Source organism: Pseudomonas lactucae (genome assembly GCF_016937615.1).
GTDB lineage: Bacteria > Pseudomonadota > Gammaproteobacteria > Pseudomonadales > Pseudomonadaceae > Aquipseudomonas > Aquipseudomonas lactucae.
The window spans coordinates 24,645-41,732 of the sequence record NZ_JAFHKI010000008.1 but is presented as its reverse complement, the minus strand read 5'-3'; the positions used below and the strand labels follow the sequence as shown (position 1 = coordinate 41,732).

Genomic DNA, 17,088 nt, shown 5'->3' with positions numbered 1-17,088 from the left:
GTGCCGAGTGTTGGGGCGAAGCGTTTTTGGTTACTTTTGGCGCTCTTCCAAAAGTGACCCGCCGTAAGGGCGGAACCCATAGCCGTCGTTACCGCAGAAATGGATATGTACTCAATCTGATCCACCATCCTGGTCGGCTGTCAGGCCGCCATCGGGAGCAAGTCGAATCGTCGCACCACCCCTCCTACATTTTGATCTGCATACATAAGGGCGCAGCCAATATCCGCCGTTACCGCAGAAACGGATATGCACTCAATACTTTCTGCCGCCCACACCCCCCATCCTTGAGCCTCCCCACCTCAAAAGCCCTCTAAAAGCGCACAAACAAAGGCTCTGCCCAAGCCTGGCGCGCACCGCAAAGTCTGCTGAGCCCAGCCACCAAAACGGTGGTTTGTATTGAGTGCGGGTCGTTTTAGACGGCATATGCTGATTTCACAGTGGTGTAATGAAGCTGTGCTGCAACGAGGCCGACGCGCCGCCAGGGCAGCGAACGCTTGTCTCCTTAAACGACCTTCAGGACCGCACTCCATGAGCTTTCTTCGTCCCAAATTCATCACGTTCGACTGCTACGGTACGCTGACCAACTTCCATATGGGCACCATGACCCGCGAGCTGTTCGCCGATCGCATCAAGCCTGAACAGATGGATCAGTTCGTCAAAGACTTCTCGGCCTACCGCCTCGACCAGGTCATGGGCGACTGGCGCCCCTACGATGAAATTCTCAAGACCGCCCTGGCCCGTACCTGCAAACGCTGGGGTATCGATTACCGCGAGGAAGGCCAACTGTATTACGACGCCGTGCCGACCTGGGGCCCCCATGCGGATGTGCCGGCCGGTCTGTCGAAGATTGCCGACAAGATTCCCCTGGTGATTTTCTCCAATGCCAGCGACAGTCAGATCATGTCCAACGTCGACAAGCTCGGCGCGCCGTTCCACAAGGTGTTCACCGCCGAACAGGCCCAGGCCTACAAGCCGCGCCTGGCGGCCTTCGAGTTCATGCTCGACAACCTCGGCTGCGGCCCGGAAGACATCTTGCATGTGTCGTCCAGCTTCCGTTATGACCTGATGCCGGCCCATGACATGAAGATCAAGCACAAGGCATTCGTTGCCCGTGGCCATGAAGTCCCGGGCAATGCCTTCTTCGGTTACCAGCAGATCACCGATATCGGTGGGCTGCCGGCGCTGGTCGGTCTGTAACGCACACAAGGGGCACGACATGGGCAGCGAATCCTATTGGCTCGACACCGCACCGGCGTTTACCGGTGCGCAACTGGGCGGCTTGCCCAAGCAGGTCGATGTGGCCGTGGTCGGTGGCGGTTTCACCGGCCTGGCGGCGGCGCGGGCGCTGGCGCTCAAGGGCGCCAGTGTGGTGGTGCTCGACGCCGGTCGCGTGATCGGCGAAGCCTCGGGGCGCAACGGCGGGCAGTGCAATACCGGCGTCGCCCAGGATTACGCCGGGTTGCATGCCAGCCTCGGTGCCGCCAGGGCGCGTGCCTATTACCAGGCCTATGAAAGTGCCGTGCAGACGGTGGTGTCGCTGGTCGAGCAGGAAGGGATCGCCTGCGACCTGGTGCGCAACGGCAAACTCAAGCTGGCGGCCAAGCCGATGCATTACGAAGGCCTGGCCCGCACCTGCGAGCTGATCCGCCGGGAGGTGGATGCCAACGTCGAGTTGCTCAGCGCCGAACAGACCCAGACGGAAGTCAATTCGGCACAGTTCCACGGTGGCTTGCTGCAACGCAACGGCGTGCAGATGCATGTCGGTCGCTTTGGTGTCGGCTTGGCCGAAGCGGCGGCGCGGCGTGGGGCGATGATTTACGAACACACCCAGGTCAAGGACTGGCAGGCCAGGGCCGGCGGCTATCAGGTCAACACCGCCAAAGGCTCGCTGCATGCCGGGCAAGTGTTGCTGGCCACTGGTGCTTGCCAGCATGGCGACCTCGGCTGGTATCGCCGGCGCATTGTGCCGGTGGGCAGTTTTGTCATCGCCACCGAAGTCTTGCCCCAGGCCCTGATCGACCAGTTGCTGCCCCAGCACCGGGCTTATGTGACCAGCCGCATGATCGGCAATTACTTCCGCCTCACCCCGGACAACCGGCTGCTGTTTGGCGGACGTGCACGGTTTGCGATGTCCGACAGCGTCTCCGACGCCAAGAGCGGCAAGGTGCTGCAGGCGGCGATGCTGAACATGTTCCCGCAGTTGGCCCAGGTCAAGATCGACTACTGCTGGGGCGGCCTGGTGGACATGACGTCCGACCGCCTGCCCCGCGCCGGCCAGCATGGCGGCGTGTTCCATTCCATGGGCTACAGCGGCCATGGCGTGCAGATGTCGGTGCACATGGGCCAGGTGATGGCCGAGGTGATGGCCGGCAATGCCGCGGCCAACCCCTGGCGGGACCTTGAGTGGCCGGCGATTCCCGGGCATTTCGGCAAACCCTGGTTCCTGCCCTTTGTGGGTGCCTATTACCGCTTCCAGGACTATTTGCACTGAGTTGCCGTTGTTGCGTCACCGTCGTTTGCGTTTCCAGGACGCTCCGGACATCCGCGAGCACTCGATTCTTCCGATTATCGACAGGTAGCCTTGCTATGACTGACAACAAAAACACCCCTGAGCTGATCTCCGGCGCAGACAGCCTGCGGGTCTTCGAAAGCCTCAATCGCGGCATGTCACGCCGCCACGCCTTGCAGATGCTTGGCGTGGCCGGTGTGGCCGCCGCCGGCGCGGGCAGCCTGTTCGGTGCCGCCGGCAAGGTGTTCGCCGATGAAGCGACAGCGGCCGGCAAAGGCAAGCCCGGCGGCAAGATCCGGGTGGCGGGCATGTCCACCTCCACCGCCGACACCCTCGACCCGGCCAAGGGCGCGCTGTCCACCGACTACGTGCGCCACTACATGTTCTACAACGGCCTGACCCGCTTCGATAAGCACCTGGTGCCGCAACTGGAACTGGCCGAGCGCATCGACAACACCGACGCCACTCTGTGGACCATCACCTTGCGCAAGGACGTGACCTTCCACAACGGCAAGCCGCTGACCGCCGCCGATGTGGTGTTCTCCCTGGTCCGTCAGAAGGACCCGATCACCGGTTCCAAAGTCATGGCGCTGCTGGAGCAGTTCGCCGAAATCAAGGCCAGCGGGCCGAACGAAGTGCAGATCCGCCTCAGCGCGCCCAACGCCGAGTTGCCGTCGATCCTCGCCGTGTCGCACCTGTTGATCGTGCCCGAGGGCACCACCGACTTCAATAAAGGCATCGGCACCGGCCCCTTCACCGTCGGCGAGTTCAAGCCCGGTGTGCGTTCGGTTGCGGTGCGCAACAAGAACTACTGGAAGCCAGGCCTGCCGTACCTCGACGAGATCGAGTTCATCGCCATCGGCGACGAGCCGTCGCGGGTCAATGCGCTGTTGTCGGGCGATGTGCACATGATCAACGAGGTCAACCCACGCTCCACTACGCGTATCAAGGCCAGCGCCAAACACCGCGTCGTCGATGCGCCGTCGGGCAACTACACTGACTTGATCATCCGTCAGGACCAACTGCCCGGCAAAAGCCCGGAATTCACCCAGGCCATGAAGCTGTTGCTGGACCGTGAGCAGGTCAAGTCGGCGGTGTTCCGTGGCTTTGCCGTGGTCGGCAACGACCATCCGATCGCGCCGGGTTCGCGTTACTTCAACACCGACCTGCCGCAGACGGTCTACGACCCGGAAAAAGCCAAGTTCCTGCTCAAGAAAGCCGGCATGGAAAGCATCACCATGCCGCTGATGGCGTCACCGGCCGCGACCGGTTCGGTGGACATCGCTGTGCTGTTGCAGCAATCGGCGAAGCAGGCCGGGCTCAAGCTTGATGTGAACCGCCTGCCCAGCGACGGCTACTGGTCCAACCACTGGATGAAGCACCCCTTGAGCTTCGGCAACATCAACCCACGGCCGAATGCCGACGTGATGTTCTCGCAGTTCTTCCAGTCCAAGGCACCGTGGAACGAGTCCGGCTGGCAGAACGACCAGTTCGACCAATTGCTGATGCTCGCCCGTGGCGAAACCGATGACGCCAAGCGCGCCAAAATGTATGGCGACATGCAGACCCTGGTGCACGATCACTGCGGTATCGGCGTGCCGGTGTTCATCAGCAACATCGACGGCGTGGACCAACGCATCAAGGGTTATGACAGCAACCCGCTGGGCGGCTTCATGGGCTACATGTTCGCCGAGCAGGTGTGGCTGGACGCTTGAGGAGGGCAGTGCGATGAATAGCAAGACACTGTGGTTGATTGGCCGGCGCTTCGGCGCAGGGGTCGTGACCTTGTTGATCGTGTCCATGGTCGTGTTCGCGATCACGGCGGTACTGCCGGGGGACGCGGCGCAACAATCCCTGGGCCAGTTCGCCACCCCTGAACAGGTGGCGGCCCTGCGCCTGAAACTGGGGTTGGACCAGCCCGGTGTGTTGCGTTACCTGCACTGGTTGATGAGCCTGCTCACCGGCGACATGGGCGTGTCGGTGTCCAACGCCATGCCCGTGGGTGAACTGATGGCGGGCCGGGTGCCCAACACCCTGATGCTCGCGGGCGCCACGGCACTGGTCTCGGTGCCGGTGGCACTGGTGCTCGGCATCGGCTCGGCGATGGGCCGGGGCGGGCGCATCGACAGCTGCCTGAGCTTTGTCACGCTGGCGATGGTCGCCGTGCCGGAGTTTCTGGTGGCGACTCTCGCGGTGCTGATTTTCGCGGTCAACCTCGGTTGGCTGTCGGCGCTGTCTTACGCCAGCGACATCAGCTCACCGCTGCAATTCATGCGCACCTATGCCTTGCCGGTGATGACCCTGTGCTGCGTGATCGTCGCGCAAATGGCGCGCATGACCCGCGCCGCCGTGATCGACCAGCTCGACAGCGCCTACGTGGAAATGGCGCGTCTGAAGGGCGTCAGCCCGATCCGCGTCGTGCTGCGCCATGCCTTGCCCAATGCCATCGGACCGATTGCCAACGCCATCGCCCTGAGCCTGTCGTACCTGTTGGGCGGGGTGGTGATCGTCGAAACCATCTTCAACTATCCCGGCATTGCCAGCTTGATGGTCGATGCCGTGACCAATCGCGACATGGCGCTGGTGCAAGCCTGCACCATGTTGTTCTGCGCCGCTTACCTGGGCCTGGTGCTGTTGGCCGACCTGTGCGCGATTCTTTCCAACCCGAGGCTGAGAAACCAATGAACAACCTCATTGCGAAGTCCAAGCCGGTGTCCTCCGCGCTGGCCCTGGCCAAGGTCTCCAGCGGCCCGTCCTGGCTGGGCCTGGTGGGTGGCGTGGTGTGCGTGGCCTGGCTGCTGGTGGCGCTGTTGGGTCCGTGGCTGGCGCCACATCCGGTGGGCGAAGTGGTCTCGGACAACATCTTCGAAGGCTTCAGCCTCGCGCATCCATTCGGCACCGATTACCTGGGGCGCGACATGCTTAGTCGCGTGCTGGTGGGCGCGCGCTTCACCGTCGGGCTGGCGCTGGTGGCGGCCTTGCTGGCCAGCACGTTAGGCACCGGTTGTGCGCTGTTGTCGGTGGTCTCGCCCAAGTGGCTGGACGAAATCATCAGCCGCATCATGGACGCCTTCATTTCGATCCCGAGCAAAATGCTCGCGCTGATCATGGTCTCGGCATTCGGTTCATCGGTGACGCTGCTGATCTGCACGGCCGTGATCAGTTACATCCCCGGCTCGTTCCGCGTGGCGCGCAGCATGGCGGTCAATATCGAGGCGCTGGAATACGTGCAGGTTGCGCGCACCCGAGGCGAGCGCCGCTTGTACGTGGCGTGCATGGAGATCCTGCCGAATATGCTCAACCCGGTACTGACCGACCTGGGCCTGCGTTTCGGCTACATCGTGCTGCTGCTCAGCGGCATGAGCTTTCTGGGCCTCGGTGTGCAACCGCCGGATGCCGACCTCGGCTCGCTGGTGCGGGAAAACATCGGCGGCCTCAACCAGGGGGCGCTGGCGATCATTATTCCGGCGCTGGCCATCGGCACGCTGACCATCGGTGTGAATCTGCTGATCGACTATTTGTCGTCCAGACGCAGTCGACGCACGGGAGGCCATTGAAATGAGCGAATTGATTCGCGTCGAAGACCTGCGCGTCGTCGCCTGTGGCGAGCGCGGCGAGGTAGAGATCGTCAAGGGCGTGAGCTTTGCCCTGGAAAAAGGTGAAGTACTGGCGTTGATCGGTGAGTCCGGCTCGGGCAAGACCACCATCGCCCTGGCGCTGCTTGGCTATGCGCGGCGCGGCTGTCGCCTGTCCGGCGGTGTGGTGCGGGTCGGTGAGCACGACATGCTCACCCTGAATGAAAAACAGCTGCAAGGCCTGCGCGGCAACCGGGTTTCCTATATCGCTCAAAGCGCGGCGGCGGCGTTCAACCCGGCTAAACGACTGATCGACCAGGTGGTGGAGGGCGCATTGATCCATGGCCTGGGCACCCGGGCCGAGTTGTACGCCAAGGCGATCGGGCTGTTCCGCGACCTCGCGCTGCCGGGCCCGGAGCGCATTGGCCAACGCTACCCGCACCAGGTCTCCGGCGGGCAACTGCAACGGGTGATGGCGGCGATGGCGCTGATCAGCGACCCGCTGTTGGTGGTGCTCGACGAGCCGACCACGGCGCTGGACGTGACCACCCAGATCGACGTGCTGCGCGCGTTCAAACGCGTAGTGCGCGAGCGCGGCGCCACGGCGGTGTACGTGTCCCACGATCTGGCGGTGGTGGCGCAGATGGCCGACCAGATCGTGGTGCTCAACGGCGGGCAGATCCTTGAGCAAAGCGCCACCGCGCCGCTGCTCAAGGCCCCGGCCCACGCCTACACCCGCAGCCTGCTGGCCGCCGCACGTCCGGACACCACCATTCGCCCGCCGTGCGGGGTGGCCGAAGACGCACCGCTGCTGACCATCAGCGGCCTGACCGCCGGCTACGGCAACAAGAACCTGCAAGGCATGCCGAGCATTCGGGTGCTCGAAGACATCGAGCTGACCGTGCGACGCGGCCAGGCCATTGGCGTGATCGGTGAGTCGGGCTCCGGCAAATCCACCCTGGCGCGTGTGGTGGCCGGGCTGCTGACCCCGGCCCTCGGCGGTTTGACGTTCGACGGCCAACCGCTGGGCGGCAGCCTTGCCGAGCGCACCCCGGAACAATTCCGCCGCATCCAGATGGTGTTCCAGAACGCCGACACCGCGCTCAACCCGATGCACAGCGTGGCGGCCATCATCAGTCGGCCGTTGAAAATGTATTTCGGCCTCAAAGGCGCGGCGCTGCAGGCGCGTATCGGTGAACTGCTCGACCTGGTGCGCCTGCCACGCGACCTCGCCGAACGGCGCCCCAACGAGTTGTCCGGCGGGCAAAAGCAGCGGGTCAACCTGGCCCGCGCACTGGCGGCCAAGCCGGACCTGATTCTCTGCGATGAGGTGACCTCGGCCCTCGACACCGTGGTGGGCGCGGCGATCCTCGAACTGCTGCGCGACTTGCGCCAGCAACTGGGCGTGTCCTACCTGTTTATCAGCCACGACATCTCCACCGTGCGTGCGCTGTGCGACGACATTGTGGTGATGTACAGCGGCCACAAGGTGCAGGCTGGCAGCCGCGAGTCGTTTGCCGAGCCACCGTTCCACCCCTACACCGACCTGTTGATTCACTCGGTGCCCGAGTTGCGCCAAGGCTGGCTGGAAACCTGCGGCACGGCATGCGACAGCCTGCCGGCGCTGGGCGAGCGGGCGAATGTGGCGCAACTGTGCACCTTCCTCAATCGCTGCCCGGTGCGTGTCGACGGCCTGTGCAACCGCACCGCGCCACCCCGGCGCAACCTGGACAACGGCAGTGAAATCCTCTGCCATCACGACGGCGCCCAGTTGCTCGATACCCAGCACGGCGTCACCACCATGAACTTGGGAGCCTATGCATGAAAGGGCGTTTTGTGAGGCTGGCCGAACAGGGCCGGCCGACGGTCAGCCTGACCGTGGATGGCGCGGCCGTCGAGGCCCTGCAGGGCGACACCCTGATGGTCGCGCTGCTGACCCACGGCAACGCGTTGCGCCAGTCGGAATTCGACAGCGGGCGTCGCGCCGGTTTCTGCCTGATGGGCGCATGCCAGGACTGCTGGGTGTGGACCCGCAGCGGCGAACGCCTGCGCGCCTGTTCCAATGAAGTCCGCGATGGGCTGGACATCGTCACCACACAACCGGAGGCAACATGGCCACTGCACGGGTAGTTATCGTGGGCGCCGGCCGGCCGGCGTGCGTTGCGCAGAAACCCTGCTGGCGGCCGGGATCAAGCCGATCCTGATTGACGAAAACCGCCGCGACGGCGGGCAGATCTACCGCCGTCAGCCCGAAGGCTTTACCCGCGACTACAGCACCCTCTACGGCAGCGAAGCCGCCAAGGCCCAGGCCTTGCACCAGAGTTTCGACCGCCTGCGCGGTGCCATCGACTATCGCCCCGACACTCTGGTATGGAACCTCACGCCGGGGCAGTTGTGCTGCGTGAGCCAGGGCCGCCACAGCACGGTGGACTACGACGCGCTGATCCTCTGCACCGGCGCCACCGACCGCATGATGCCCATCGAGGGCTGGCAACTGGCGGGCACCTACAGCCTGGGCGGGGCGCAGATCGCCTTGAAAAACCAGGCCGTGTCCATCGGCCATCGCGTGGTATTCATGGGCAGTGGGCCGCTGCTGTACCTGGTCGCCAGCCAATACGTGAAGGCTGGCGCCGAGGTGGCGGCGGTGTTGGATACCTCGCCGTTGAGCCTGCGGATCAAGGCCTTGCCCAAGCTGCTGGCGCGTCCGGGTGTGCTGTTCACCGGGATCAAGCTGCTGGCGCAGTTGTACCGGGCCAGGGTCGCCGTGCACCTGGGGATCAAGCCGTTGCAGGTGCTGGGCGATGCGGCCACTGGCGTGATGGGCGTGCGGTTCAGCACCGGCAGCGGCCGCACCGAGACGGTCCAGGCCGATGCGGTGGCGCTGGGTTATCACCTGCGCCCGGAAACCCAATTGGGTGATTTGGCCGGTTGCGCGATGGCGTTTGATCACGCTTCCAGCCAATGGTGGCTGCCACCGATGACGCCGGCCGCACCTCGGTGAAGGGCGTGTATGCGGCCGGTGACGGTGCAAAGATTCGCGGTGCCGACGCTGCCGAGCACGCTGGGCGCCTGGTGGCGTTGGCGCTGCTGGAAGACCTGGGCCAGCCGCTGGACAGCGGCCTGCGCGCTGAACAACAACAGGCACTGGCGGTGATGGACCAGTTTCGCCTCGGCCTGGCTCAGGCCTTCCCGTGGCCCGGCGAACAGGCCAGGGCGCTGCCCGACAGCGCCATTGTGTGCCGCTGCGAGATGATCAGCGCCGGCGAATTGCGCCGTACCGTGAGTGAGAAGGGCGCCTGCGAAGTCAATCGCGCCAAGGCGTTCAGCCGGGTCGGCATGGGCCGCTGCCAGGGCCGTTATTGCTCCCAGGCCGGGGCCGAAGTGATTGCCGCCGCTGCCGGCGTGCAGGTGCAGGAGGTCGGGCGCCAGCGTGGTCAGGCGCCGGTCAAACCGTTATCGATGCTGATCACCGAGGAGGTCTCGCCATGAGCGTGCAAAAAGCTGATGTGGTGATTGTCGGCGGTGGCGTGATGGGCTCGGCGACCGCGTTTTTCCTGCGTCGGCGCGGGCAGACGGTGATCCTGCTCGAGCGCGACCAGATCGGCCAATACGCCAGCGGCGTCAACTTCGGCAATGTGCGCCGTCAGGGCCGCTTCCTGGGGCAACTGGCCCTGGCCAACCGCTCCTGGGCGTTGTGGAAACGCCTGCCGGAATTGATCGGCGACGACTTGGAGTTCATCCCCAGCGGGCATATGCGCGTGTGTTATTGCGACGATGAAATCGCCGAGCTTGAGGCCTACGCGGCCGCGCCGGAAGCCGAGCAACTGGACCTGAAGATTTATCGCGGTGCCGAGCTGCGTCAGCGTTTTGGCTTCCTCGGCCCGAACGTCAAGGGCGGCTCCTACGCCCCCCATGATGGCCACGCCAACCCACGCCTGGCGGCGCCGGCCTTTGCCCGCGCGGCGCTGCGCCTGGGTGCGCAGATTGAAGAACGTACCGAGGTGGCCGAGGTGGGCAAGATCGGCGCCGACTTCCAGATCACCACCACCGACGGCCGCCAATTCCAGGCCGCGCAGCTGTTGATCACCGCCGGCGCCTGGGGCCAGAAACTCTCGGCGCAGTTCGGCGAGCCCGTGCCGCTGGACACCCACGGCCCGCAGATGGCGGTGACCGAGCCGGTGCCCTATGCTTTGCCGACGGTCATCGGCGTGTACACCAAAATCCCCGAAGAAGTGATCTACTTCCGCCAGATCCCGCGCGGCAATATCGTCATCGGCGGCGGTTATCGCAGCAAACCGGACATGCTCAACCGCCGCGCTTATGTGGAACCGCGCAGCATCCTCAACCAGATCAGCCAGATGCGCCGGCTGCTGCCGGGGGTGGGCAACCTCAATATCATCCGCGTGTGGAGCGGCATCGAAGGCTATCTGCCGGACTCGCTGCCGGTAATGGGCGCCAGCGGCACGGTTGACGGGTTGTACTACGCGTTCGGTTTTTGCGGGCATGGTTTCCAGCTCGGCCCCGGCGTCGGCGATGTGATGGCCGAACTGCTCGCCACCGGCAGCACCAGCACGCCGATCGCGCCGTTTTCCATCACCCGCTTTGCCCTTGCCGCCCAACGGAGCCAGGCCTCATGAAGCCCCGCGTACTGGATATCCTGAAAACACTGATGGAGTTCGACACGGTGTCGTCCGAGTCGAACATGGCCTTGATCGAGTACGTGCGCGATCTCTTGCTAAGCCACGGCATCGAGTCGCTGATCGTCAAGGACGAGAGCGGCAAGAAGGCCAACCTGTTCGCCGGCACGGGGCCCAAGGACCAACCCGGTGTGCTGCTCTCCGGGCACACCGACGTGGTGCCGGCGGCGGGGCAGGCGTGGACCGTTCCCGCGTTCGCCGCCACCGTGAAGGACGGGCGCATCTATGGACGTGGCAGTTGCGACATGAAGGGCTTTATCGCCCTGGCCATCGACGCCTTGCTCGACGCCGCCGGCCACAGGCTGAACCGTCCGTTGCAATTGGCGTTGTCCCATGACGAGGAAATCGGTTGCGTCGGTGTGCGGCGCCTGCTCGATGTGCTGCACCTGGCGCCGGTGCGCCCGTTTCTGTGCGTGATCGGCGAACCGACCAACATGCAGTTCGTGCTGGGCCACAAGGGCAAGGGCTCCTACCGCACCTATTGTCGTGGCCTGGAGGCACATTCGTCGCTGGCGCCGCGCTCGGTCAACGCCATCCATGTGGCCTGCGACTTTATCGCCGCCCTGCGTGAGAGCCAGCGGCAGCTGCAACACCACGGGGCCCAGGACACCGACTACGACGTGCCCTACAGCACCGTGCACGTGGGGCAGATTGTCGGCGGCAAGGCGCTGAACATCGTGCCCAACCTGTGCACCCTGGATTTCGAAGTGCGCAACCTGCCCGCCGATGACCTGGACGCGTTCCTGGAGCAGATGCGCGAGCGCGCCGAAGTCATCGTGCGTGAGGCGCGGAAGCTCTCCAGCGTGGCGGCCATCGAGATCGAAACCCTCAATATCTACCCCGGCCTGGACACCCATCCCAGCGTCGAAGCGGTGCGTTTTCTCAAGCAATTCGCTGCGCCCGGCACCGGGACTTCGAAGGTCTCGTTCGGCACCGAAGGCGGCTTGTTCAAGCAGCGCCTGGACGTACCGGTGGTGGTGTGCGGGCCCGGTTCCATCGAGCAGGCGCACAAGCCCGATGAGTTTATCGAGATCAGCCAGATGGACGCCGGTGAACGCTTTCTGCAAGGCTTGCTCGGCTCGCTTACGGCGTAGCAGAGCCTGCCGTCCGCGGCTCAATTTCAGCACGGCACACTGCCTGGATCGCGCTTTCGGCATCCTCATCCGTGGCACCTCCCTAGACTGGAACGTGTCTCGGATCAGGACTCGACCATGCTCACGACTCGCTTGCAAGACCCCAGCCTGTTGGCTGAACTCGCCTATGTGGATGGCCAATGGATCGCCGCCGACAACGGCGCGACCCTGGACGTCCACGACCCCGCCACGGGCCAGTTGCTGGCACGGGTGCCGGCCATGGAGGCGGTGGACACGCGCCGCGCCATCGTTGCCGCCGAACGTGCCTGGCCGGCCTGGCGCGCGCGCCCGGCCGCCGAACGCGCGGCGCTGTTGGAGCGCTGGTACCAGGCGATGCTCGATAACCTCGATGACCTCGCACTGATCATGACCTGTGAACAGGGCAAGCCGCTCAATGAAGCCAAGGGCGAGGTGCGCTACGGCGCGGCTTCGTCAAATGGTTCGCCGAGGAAGCACGACGGGTCTACGGCGAAACCATGCCGGCGCCCAGCGGCGACCGCCGCCTGCTGACCCTCAAGCCGCCGGTGGGCGTGTGCGCCGCCATCACCCCGTGGAATTTTCCCAACGCGATGATCACACGCAAATGCGCACCGGCGCTGGCCGCCGGCTGCCCGATCATCGTCAAACCCTCGGACCTCACGCCGCTGTCGGCCCTGGCCCTGGCGGTGCTGGCCGAACGCGTGGGGATTCCTGCCGGCGTGTTCAATGTGATCACCGGGCTGCCGCGGGCATCGGTGGGGAACTGACCGGCAACCCGGCGGTGCGCAAAATCTCTTTTACCGGCTCCACCGCCGTCGGCCGCCTGCTGATGCGCCAGAGCGCGGAACACATCAAGCGCCTGAGCCTGGAGCTGGGCGGCAACGCGCCGTTTGTGGTGTTCGATGACGCCGACCTGGAGCAGGCGGTGGCCGGGGTGATGATCAGCAAGTTCCGCAACGCCGGGCAAACCTGCGTGTGCGCCAACCGCATCCTGGTGCAGGCCGGGATCTACGAACGGTTCGCCGCGCGGCTGGTGCAGGAGGTGGGCAAGCTCAAGGTCGGCAATGGCCTGGAGGAGGGCATGACCATCGGCCCGTTGATCAACCCCGCCGCGGTGAGCAAAGTCGCGCTGCACATCGACGATGCCCTGGGCCAGGGCGCCACCTTACTGTGCGGCGCGATCCCCACCGGTGACAGCCCATTCGTGCAACCCACGGTGCTCGGTGACTGCCACGCCGGCATGCTGCTGGCCAACGAAGAAACCTTCGGCCCGGTGGCACCGCTGCTGCGCTTTACCGATGAAGCCGAGGCGCTGGCCCTGGCCAATGCCACGCCGTACGGACTGGGCGCCTACTATTTCACCCAGGACCTGCAGCGCTCGTGGCGCTTCGGCGAGGCCCTGGAGTTCGGCATGGTCGGGCTCAATACCGGGATCATTTCCATGGAGGTCGCGCCGTTTGGCGGCGTCAAACAGTCGGGGCTGGGACGTGAGGGCAGCAAGTACGGTCTGGATGAATACCTTGAGATCAAGGCGTTCCACATTGGCGGGTTGAACTAGCGAGGCAGGCTCCATGAGCAAAACATTCAGAATCGCCGCGATTGCCGGCGATGGCATCGGCAAGGAAGTCTTGCCTGAAGGCCTGCGGGTTTTGGAACGGGCGGCCAAAGTCTGGGGCCTGAACCTGAGCGTCGACGTGCTCGACTGGGCTCACTGCGACTACTACCTGGCGCACGGGCAGATGATGCCCGACGACTGGTTCGAGCAGCTCAAGCGCTATGACGCAATCTACTTCGGCGCGGTGGGCTGGCCGGACAAAGTCCCGGATCACATCTCACTGTGGGGGTCGCTGCTCAAGTTCCGCCGCGACTTCGACCAGTACGTGAACATCCGCCCGGTGCGCCTGTTCCCCGGCGTGCCGTGCCCGCTGGCCGGGCGCGAACCGGGGGACATCGACTTCGTGGTGATCCGTGAAAACACCGAAGGCGAATACTCATCGGTGGGCGGCAAGATGTTCGAAGGCACCGCCCATGAATTCGTGCTGCAGGAGTCGGTGTTCACCCGGCGCGGCGTCGACCGTATCCTCAAGTTCGCCTTCGACCTGGCCCAGACTCGTCCGCGTAAAAAACTGACGGCGGCGACCAAATCCAACGGCATCTCCATCAGCATGCCTTACTGGGATGAGCGCACCGCGTTGATGGCGGCGAACTACCCCGAGGTGAGCTGGGACAAGCAGCACATCGACATCCTGTGCGCGCGCTTTGTGCTGCAGCCGGACCGCTTCGATGTGGTGGTGGCGTCGAATCTTTTCGGCGACATCCTCTCCGACCTGGGGCCGGCCTGTGCGGGCACCATCGGCATTGCGCCGTCGGCCAACCTGGATCCCGAACGGCGCTTCCCATCGTTGTTCGAACCGGTGCATGGTTCGGCGCCGGATATTTATGGGCAGAACATCGCCAACCCGATTGCGATGATCTGGTCGGGGGCGTTGATGCTGGATTTCCTCGGCCATGGCGACGAGCGTTACCGGGCCGCGCATGATGGGATTTTGCAGGCGATTGAAGGGGTGATTGCGGCGGGGCAGGTGACGCCGGATTTGGGTGGGCGGGGCTCGACCCAGGAGGTGGGTTTGGCGATTGCCGAAAGGCTCCAGCCCTAAAAGCGGGCACGCTTCAACATGTGGGAGGGAGCAAGTCGAATCGTCGCACCGCCCCTCCCACTTTTTTGATCTCCAGGCATCAGTAGCCTTTGTGGCGATCCACTTCACCCACCATTGCCTCACCGCGCTCGAACCGCCGGATATTTTCCAGCAACACCCCAAACGCACTCGCCGGCTGGGTCATCGCGGCAATGTGCGGTGTCAGCAGGATCTGCGGGTGATCCCAGAAAGGATGCGCGTGCGGCGCCGGTTCTTCCTGCAGCACATCCAGCACCGCACCACTCAATTGCCCGCTGCCCAGCGCCTCGAGCAGATCCGCCTCCACCAGATGCCCACCACGGCCCATGTTGATCAATGCCGCGCCACGGGGCAGTTGGTCAAACAGACGCCGGTTGAGAATACCCTGGGTCTGCTCGGTCAATGGCAGCACGCACAGCAAAATATCGCACTGGCTAAGAAACGCCGGCAGTTGTGCCTCGCCTGCGTAGCACGTCACGCCCGCCAATTGGTGCGCACTGCCCGCCCAGCCCGATAAGGCAAACCCCAGCGGCGCCAAGGTCGTCAGAATCTGCTGGGCCTGCGTCCCCAACCCCATCACACCGACGCGCCGATTCGCCGCCGGCTGCAGCAGGTGCGCCTGCCAGCAGCGCGCAGCCTGTTGCTGGCGGTAGCGCAGCATGTCGCGGTGCAGGCTGAGCACGGCCCAACTGGCGTATTCGCACATGCCACGGGTGATGCCGGGATCGAGCAGGCGCACCACCGGCAGTTCGGGGGGCAGGCGCGACAGGTCCAGTTGGTCGACGCCGGCCGATAAGGCAAACAACACTTTCAGATTGGGCAGTACCTGCTGCACGTCGTCCGGTGCCTGCCAGGCGGCCAGGTACTCGATGTCGGCGCGGTTGCCGATGTCCGGCCAGGCGCGCCATTCGATATCGGGCGCGTGTTCGGCGAACAGCGCCTGCCAGTGTTGGCCGCGCACCGGGTCGGCTTTGTAGAGCAAGGCCATGGGCATTTCCTGCTGGATGAAAGAAGACGCTCATGATCACCCAAAGCCCGGCGCAGGATCTGTTGAAAGGCCAGGGCAAAACAGTCGATCCGCATTTCTCACGAGCCAAGTTCGGCGTAGTTGGTTGCCCGCACGCCGTACGCTGGACAGCATCGCAACCACCTTCCGGTTGCCGCATTCACGATGGGAAATGCCATGAACAGCAAAGTTGACGAAACCCCTCATTTGCTCCGTCAGCGCGAGCAATTCGTGCCCCGAGGCCTGATCACCGCGCACCCGCTGGTGATCGACCGCGCCCAGGGCGCCGAACTGTGGGACGTGGATGGCAAGCGCTACCTGGATTTTGTCGGCGGCATCGGCGTGTTGAACATCGGTCACAACCATCCCAAGGTGGTCGCGGCGGTGCAGGCCCAATTGCAGAAGGTTTCCCACGCGTGTTTCCAGGTGGTGGCCTACTCGCCTTACCTTGATCTGGCCCAGCGCCTGTGTGAAATGATCGGTGGGCAGGAGGCCTATAAGGCGGCGTTTTTCACCTCCGGCGCCGAGGCGGTGGAAAACGCGGTGAAGATCGCCCGTGCCCACACCAATCGCTCGGCGGTGATCGCCTTTCGTGGCGGTTTCCACGGCCGCACGCTGCTGGGCACCACGCTCACCGGCATGAGCCAACCCTACAAACAGAACTTCGGGCCGTTTGCGCCGGAGGTGTTTCACACGCCGTATCCGAACGCTTATCGCGGCGTGACCAGCGAGCTGGCACTTCAGGCGCTGGATGAGTTGTTCGCGACCCAGGTAGCGCCTGAGCGCGTGGCGGCGATCATCATCGAGCCGGTGCAGGGCGATGGCGGTTTCCTCACCGCGCGCCGGCGTTTCTTCAGGCTCTGCGCGCCTTGGCCGACAAGCACGGCATTGTGTTGATCCTCGATGAAATCCAGACCGGTTTCGGCCGCACCGGCACCTGGTTCGGCTTCCAGCACGCCGGGATCCAGCCGGACCTGGTCACCGTCGCCAAGAGCCTGGCCGGTGGCTTGCCGTTATCCGGCGTGGTCGGCAAGGCGCACATCATGGATGCACCGCTGCCCGGCGGCCTGGGCGGCACCTATGGCGGCAACGCCCTGGCATGCGCGGCGGCATTGGCGGTGATCGAAGCTTTCGAACAGGAACACTTGCTGGCCCGCAGCCAAGCGCTCGGCGAGCGCCTGCGCCACGGCCTGCTCGGCTTGCAGGCCGCTATCCGCGCATCGGCGATGTACGCGGCACCGGCTTTATGCTGGCCATCGAGCTGGTCAAGGATGACCCGGCGCGCACGCCCGATGCCGACCTCAACCAACGAGTGATCGACGCGGCCCGCGCCGGTGGCTTGCTGGTGATCAAATGCGGCGTGCACCGCAACGTGCTGCGCTTCCTCGCGCCGTTGGTGACCACCGAAGCCCAGGTCGACGAAGCCGTGAAAATTCTGGATGGCGCCTTGGCACGGGTCTTGAACTGAGCCTGTGCCTGTTCAAGGTGAACTGCATCATTGGAGGCTTGACCGC

At 64.5% G+C, this 17,088-nt stretch carries 12 protein-coding genes and 3 pseudogenes; 14 read left to right on the top strand and 1 reads right to left on the bottom strand.

Annotated features, from left to right (window positions below; translation table 11 throughout):
- The first annotated feature begins 528 nt into the window (after positions 1-528).
- From JWR98_RS02080 to JWR98_RS02025, 12 genes and pseudogenes are all read left to right on the top strand, one after another.
- Positions 529-1,197 carry a haloacid dehalogenase type II gene (locus JWR98_RS02080; RefSeq protein ID WP_003174933.1) on the top strand — a complete coding sequence of 223 codons (669 nt, stop codon included), beginning with the start codon at positions 529-531 and terminating at the stop codon, positions 1,195-1,197.
- Between the two features lie 19 nt (positions 1,198-1,216).
- Positions 1,217-2,491, top strand: coding sequence for an NAD(P)/FAD-dependent oxidoreductase (locus JWR98_RS02075; protein ID WP_003174932.1), 1,275 nt, complete (start codon positions 1,217-1,219; stop codon positions 2,489-2,491).
- A 95-nt stretch (positions 2,492-2,586) separates the two neighbouring features.
- Positions 2,587-4,224 carry an ABC transporter substrate-binding protein gene (locus tag JWR98_RS02070; RefSeq protein ID WP_003174931.1) on the top strand — a complete coding sequence of 546 codons (1,638 nt, stop codon included), beginning with the start codon at positions 2,587-2,589 and terminating at the stop codon, positions 4,222-4,224.
- 13 nt (positions 4,225-4,237) lie between these two features.
- Positions 4,238-5,194: an ABC transporter permease gene (locus JWR98_RS02065; protein ID WP_205489214.1), complete on the top strand. Its 957-nt coding sequence runs from the start codon at positions 4,238-4,240 to the stop codon at positions 5,192-5,194.
- On the top strand, positions 5,191-6,066 hold the full coding sequence (locus JWR98_RS02060) for an ABC transporter permease (RefSeq protein WP_078733865.1): 876 nt from the start codon (positions 5,191-5,193) through the stop codon (positions 6,064-6,066). The genes JWR98_RS02065 and JWR98_RS02060 overlap by 4 nt, the downstream gene beginning before the upstream one ends.
- 1 nt (position 6,067) lies before the next feature.
- Positions 6,068-7,909: an ABC transporter ATP-binding protein gene (locus JWR98_RS02055; RefSeq protein WP_078733864.1), complete on the top strand. Its 1,842-nt coding sequence runs from the start codon at positions 6,068-6,070 to the stop codon at positions 7,907-7,909.
- Positions 7,906-8,214, top strand: a complete 309-nt coding sequence (locus tag JWR98_RS02050; protein ID WP_078733863.1) for a (2Fe-2S)-binding protein — start codon at positions 7,906-7,908, stop codon at positions 8,212-8,214. The genes JWR98_RS02055 and JWR98_RS02050 overlap by 4 nt, the downstream gene beginning before the upstream one ends.
- A pseudogene (locus JWR98_RS02045) lies at positions 8,196-9,573 on the top strand (FAD/NAD(P)-dependent oxidoreductase). Before JWR98_RS02050 ends, JWR98_RS02045 begins: the two are co-directional and overlap by 19 nt.
- A complete protein-coding gene (locus tag JWR98_RS02040) occupies positions 9,570-10,721 on the top strand; it encodes an NAD(P)/FAD-dependent oxidoreductase (protein ID WP_205489213.1) in 1,152 nt (383 codons plus the stop codon). Before JWR98_RS02045 ends, JWR98_RS02040 begins: the two are co-directional and overlap by 4 nt.
- Entirely contained in the window at positions 10,718-11,875 is a 1,158-nt protein-coding gene (gene argE, locus JWR98_RS02035) for an acetylornithine deacetylase (protein ID WP_205489212.1), read from the top strand. The genes JWR98_RS02040 and argE overlap by 4 nt, the downstream gene beginning before the upstream one ends.
- Positions 11,876-11,992: 117 nt before the next feature.
- Positions 11,993-13,451, top strand: a pseudogene (locus JWR98_RS02030) (NAD-dependent succinate-semialdehyde dehydrogenase).
- Positions 13,452-13,464: 13 nt separating this feature from the next.
- On the top strand, positions 13,465-14,550 hold the full coding sequence (locus JWR98_RS02025) for a tartrate dehydrogenase (RefSeq protein ID WP_205489211.1): 1,086 nt from the start codon (positions 13,465-13,467) through the stop codon (positions 14,548-14,550).
- 79 nt (positions 14,551-14,629) lie between these two features.
- On the opposite strand, the gene JWR98_RS02020 is transcribed toward JWR98_RS02025, so the two are convergent.
- On the bottom strand, positions 14,630-15,556 hold the full coding sequence (locus JWR98_RS02020; protein WP_205489210.1) for a 2-hydroxyacid dehydrogenase: 927 nt from the start codon (positions 15,554-15,556) through the stop codon (positions 14,630-14,632).
- A 32-nt stretch (positions 15,557-15,588) separates the two neighbouring features.
- On the opposite strand from JWR98_RS02020, the gene JWR98_RS02015 reads away from it, so the two are divergent.
- Entirely contained in the window at positions 15,589-15,768 is a 180-nt protein-coding gene (locus tag JWR98_RS02015) for a hypothetical protein (protein ID WP_139372333.1), read from the top strand.
- Positions 15,752-17,042: pseudogene (gene gabT, locus JWR98_RS02010) on the top strand (4-aminobutyrate--2-oxoglutarate transaminase). Before JWR98_RS02015 ends, gabT begins: the two are co-directional and overlap by 17 nt.
- Positions 17,043-17,088: the final 46 nt, after the last annotated feature.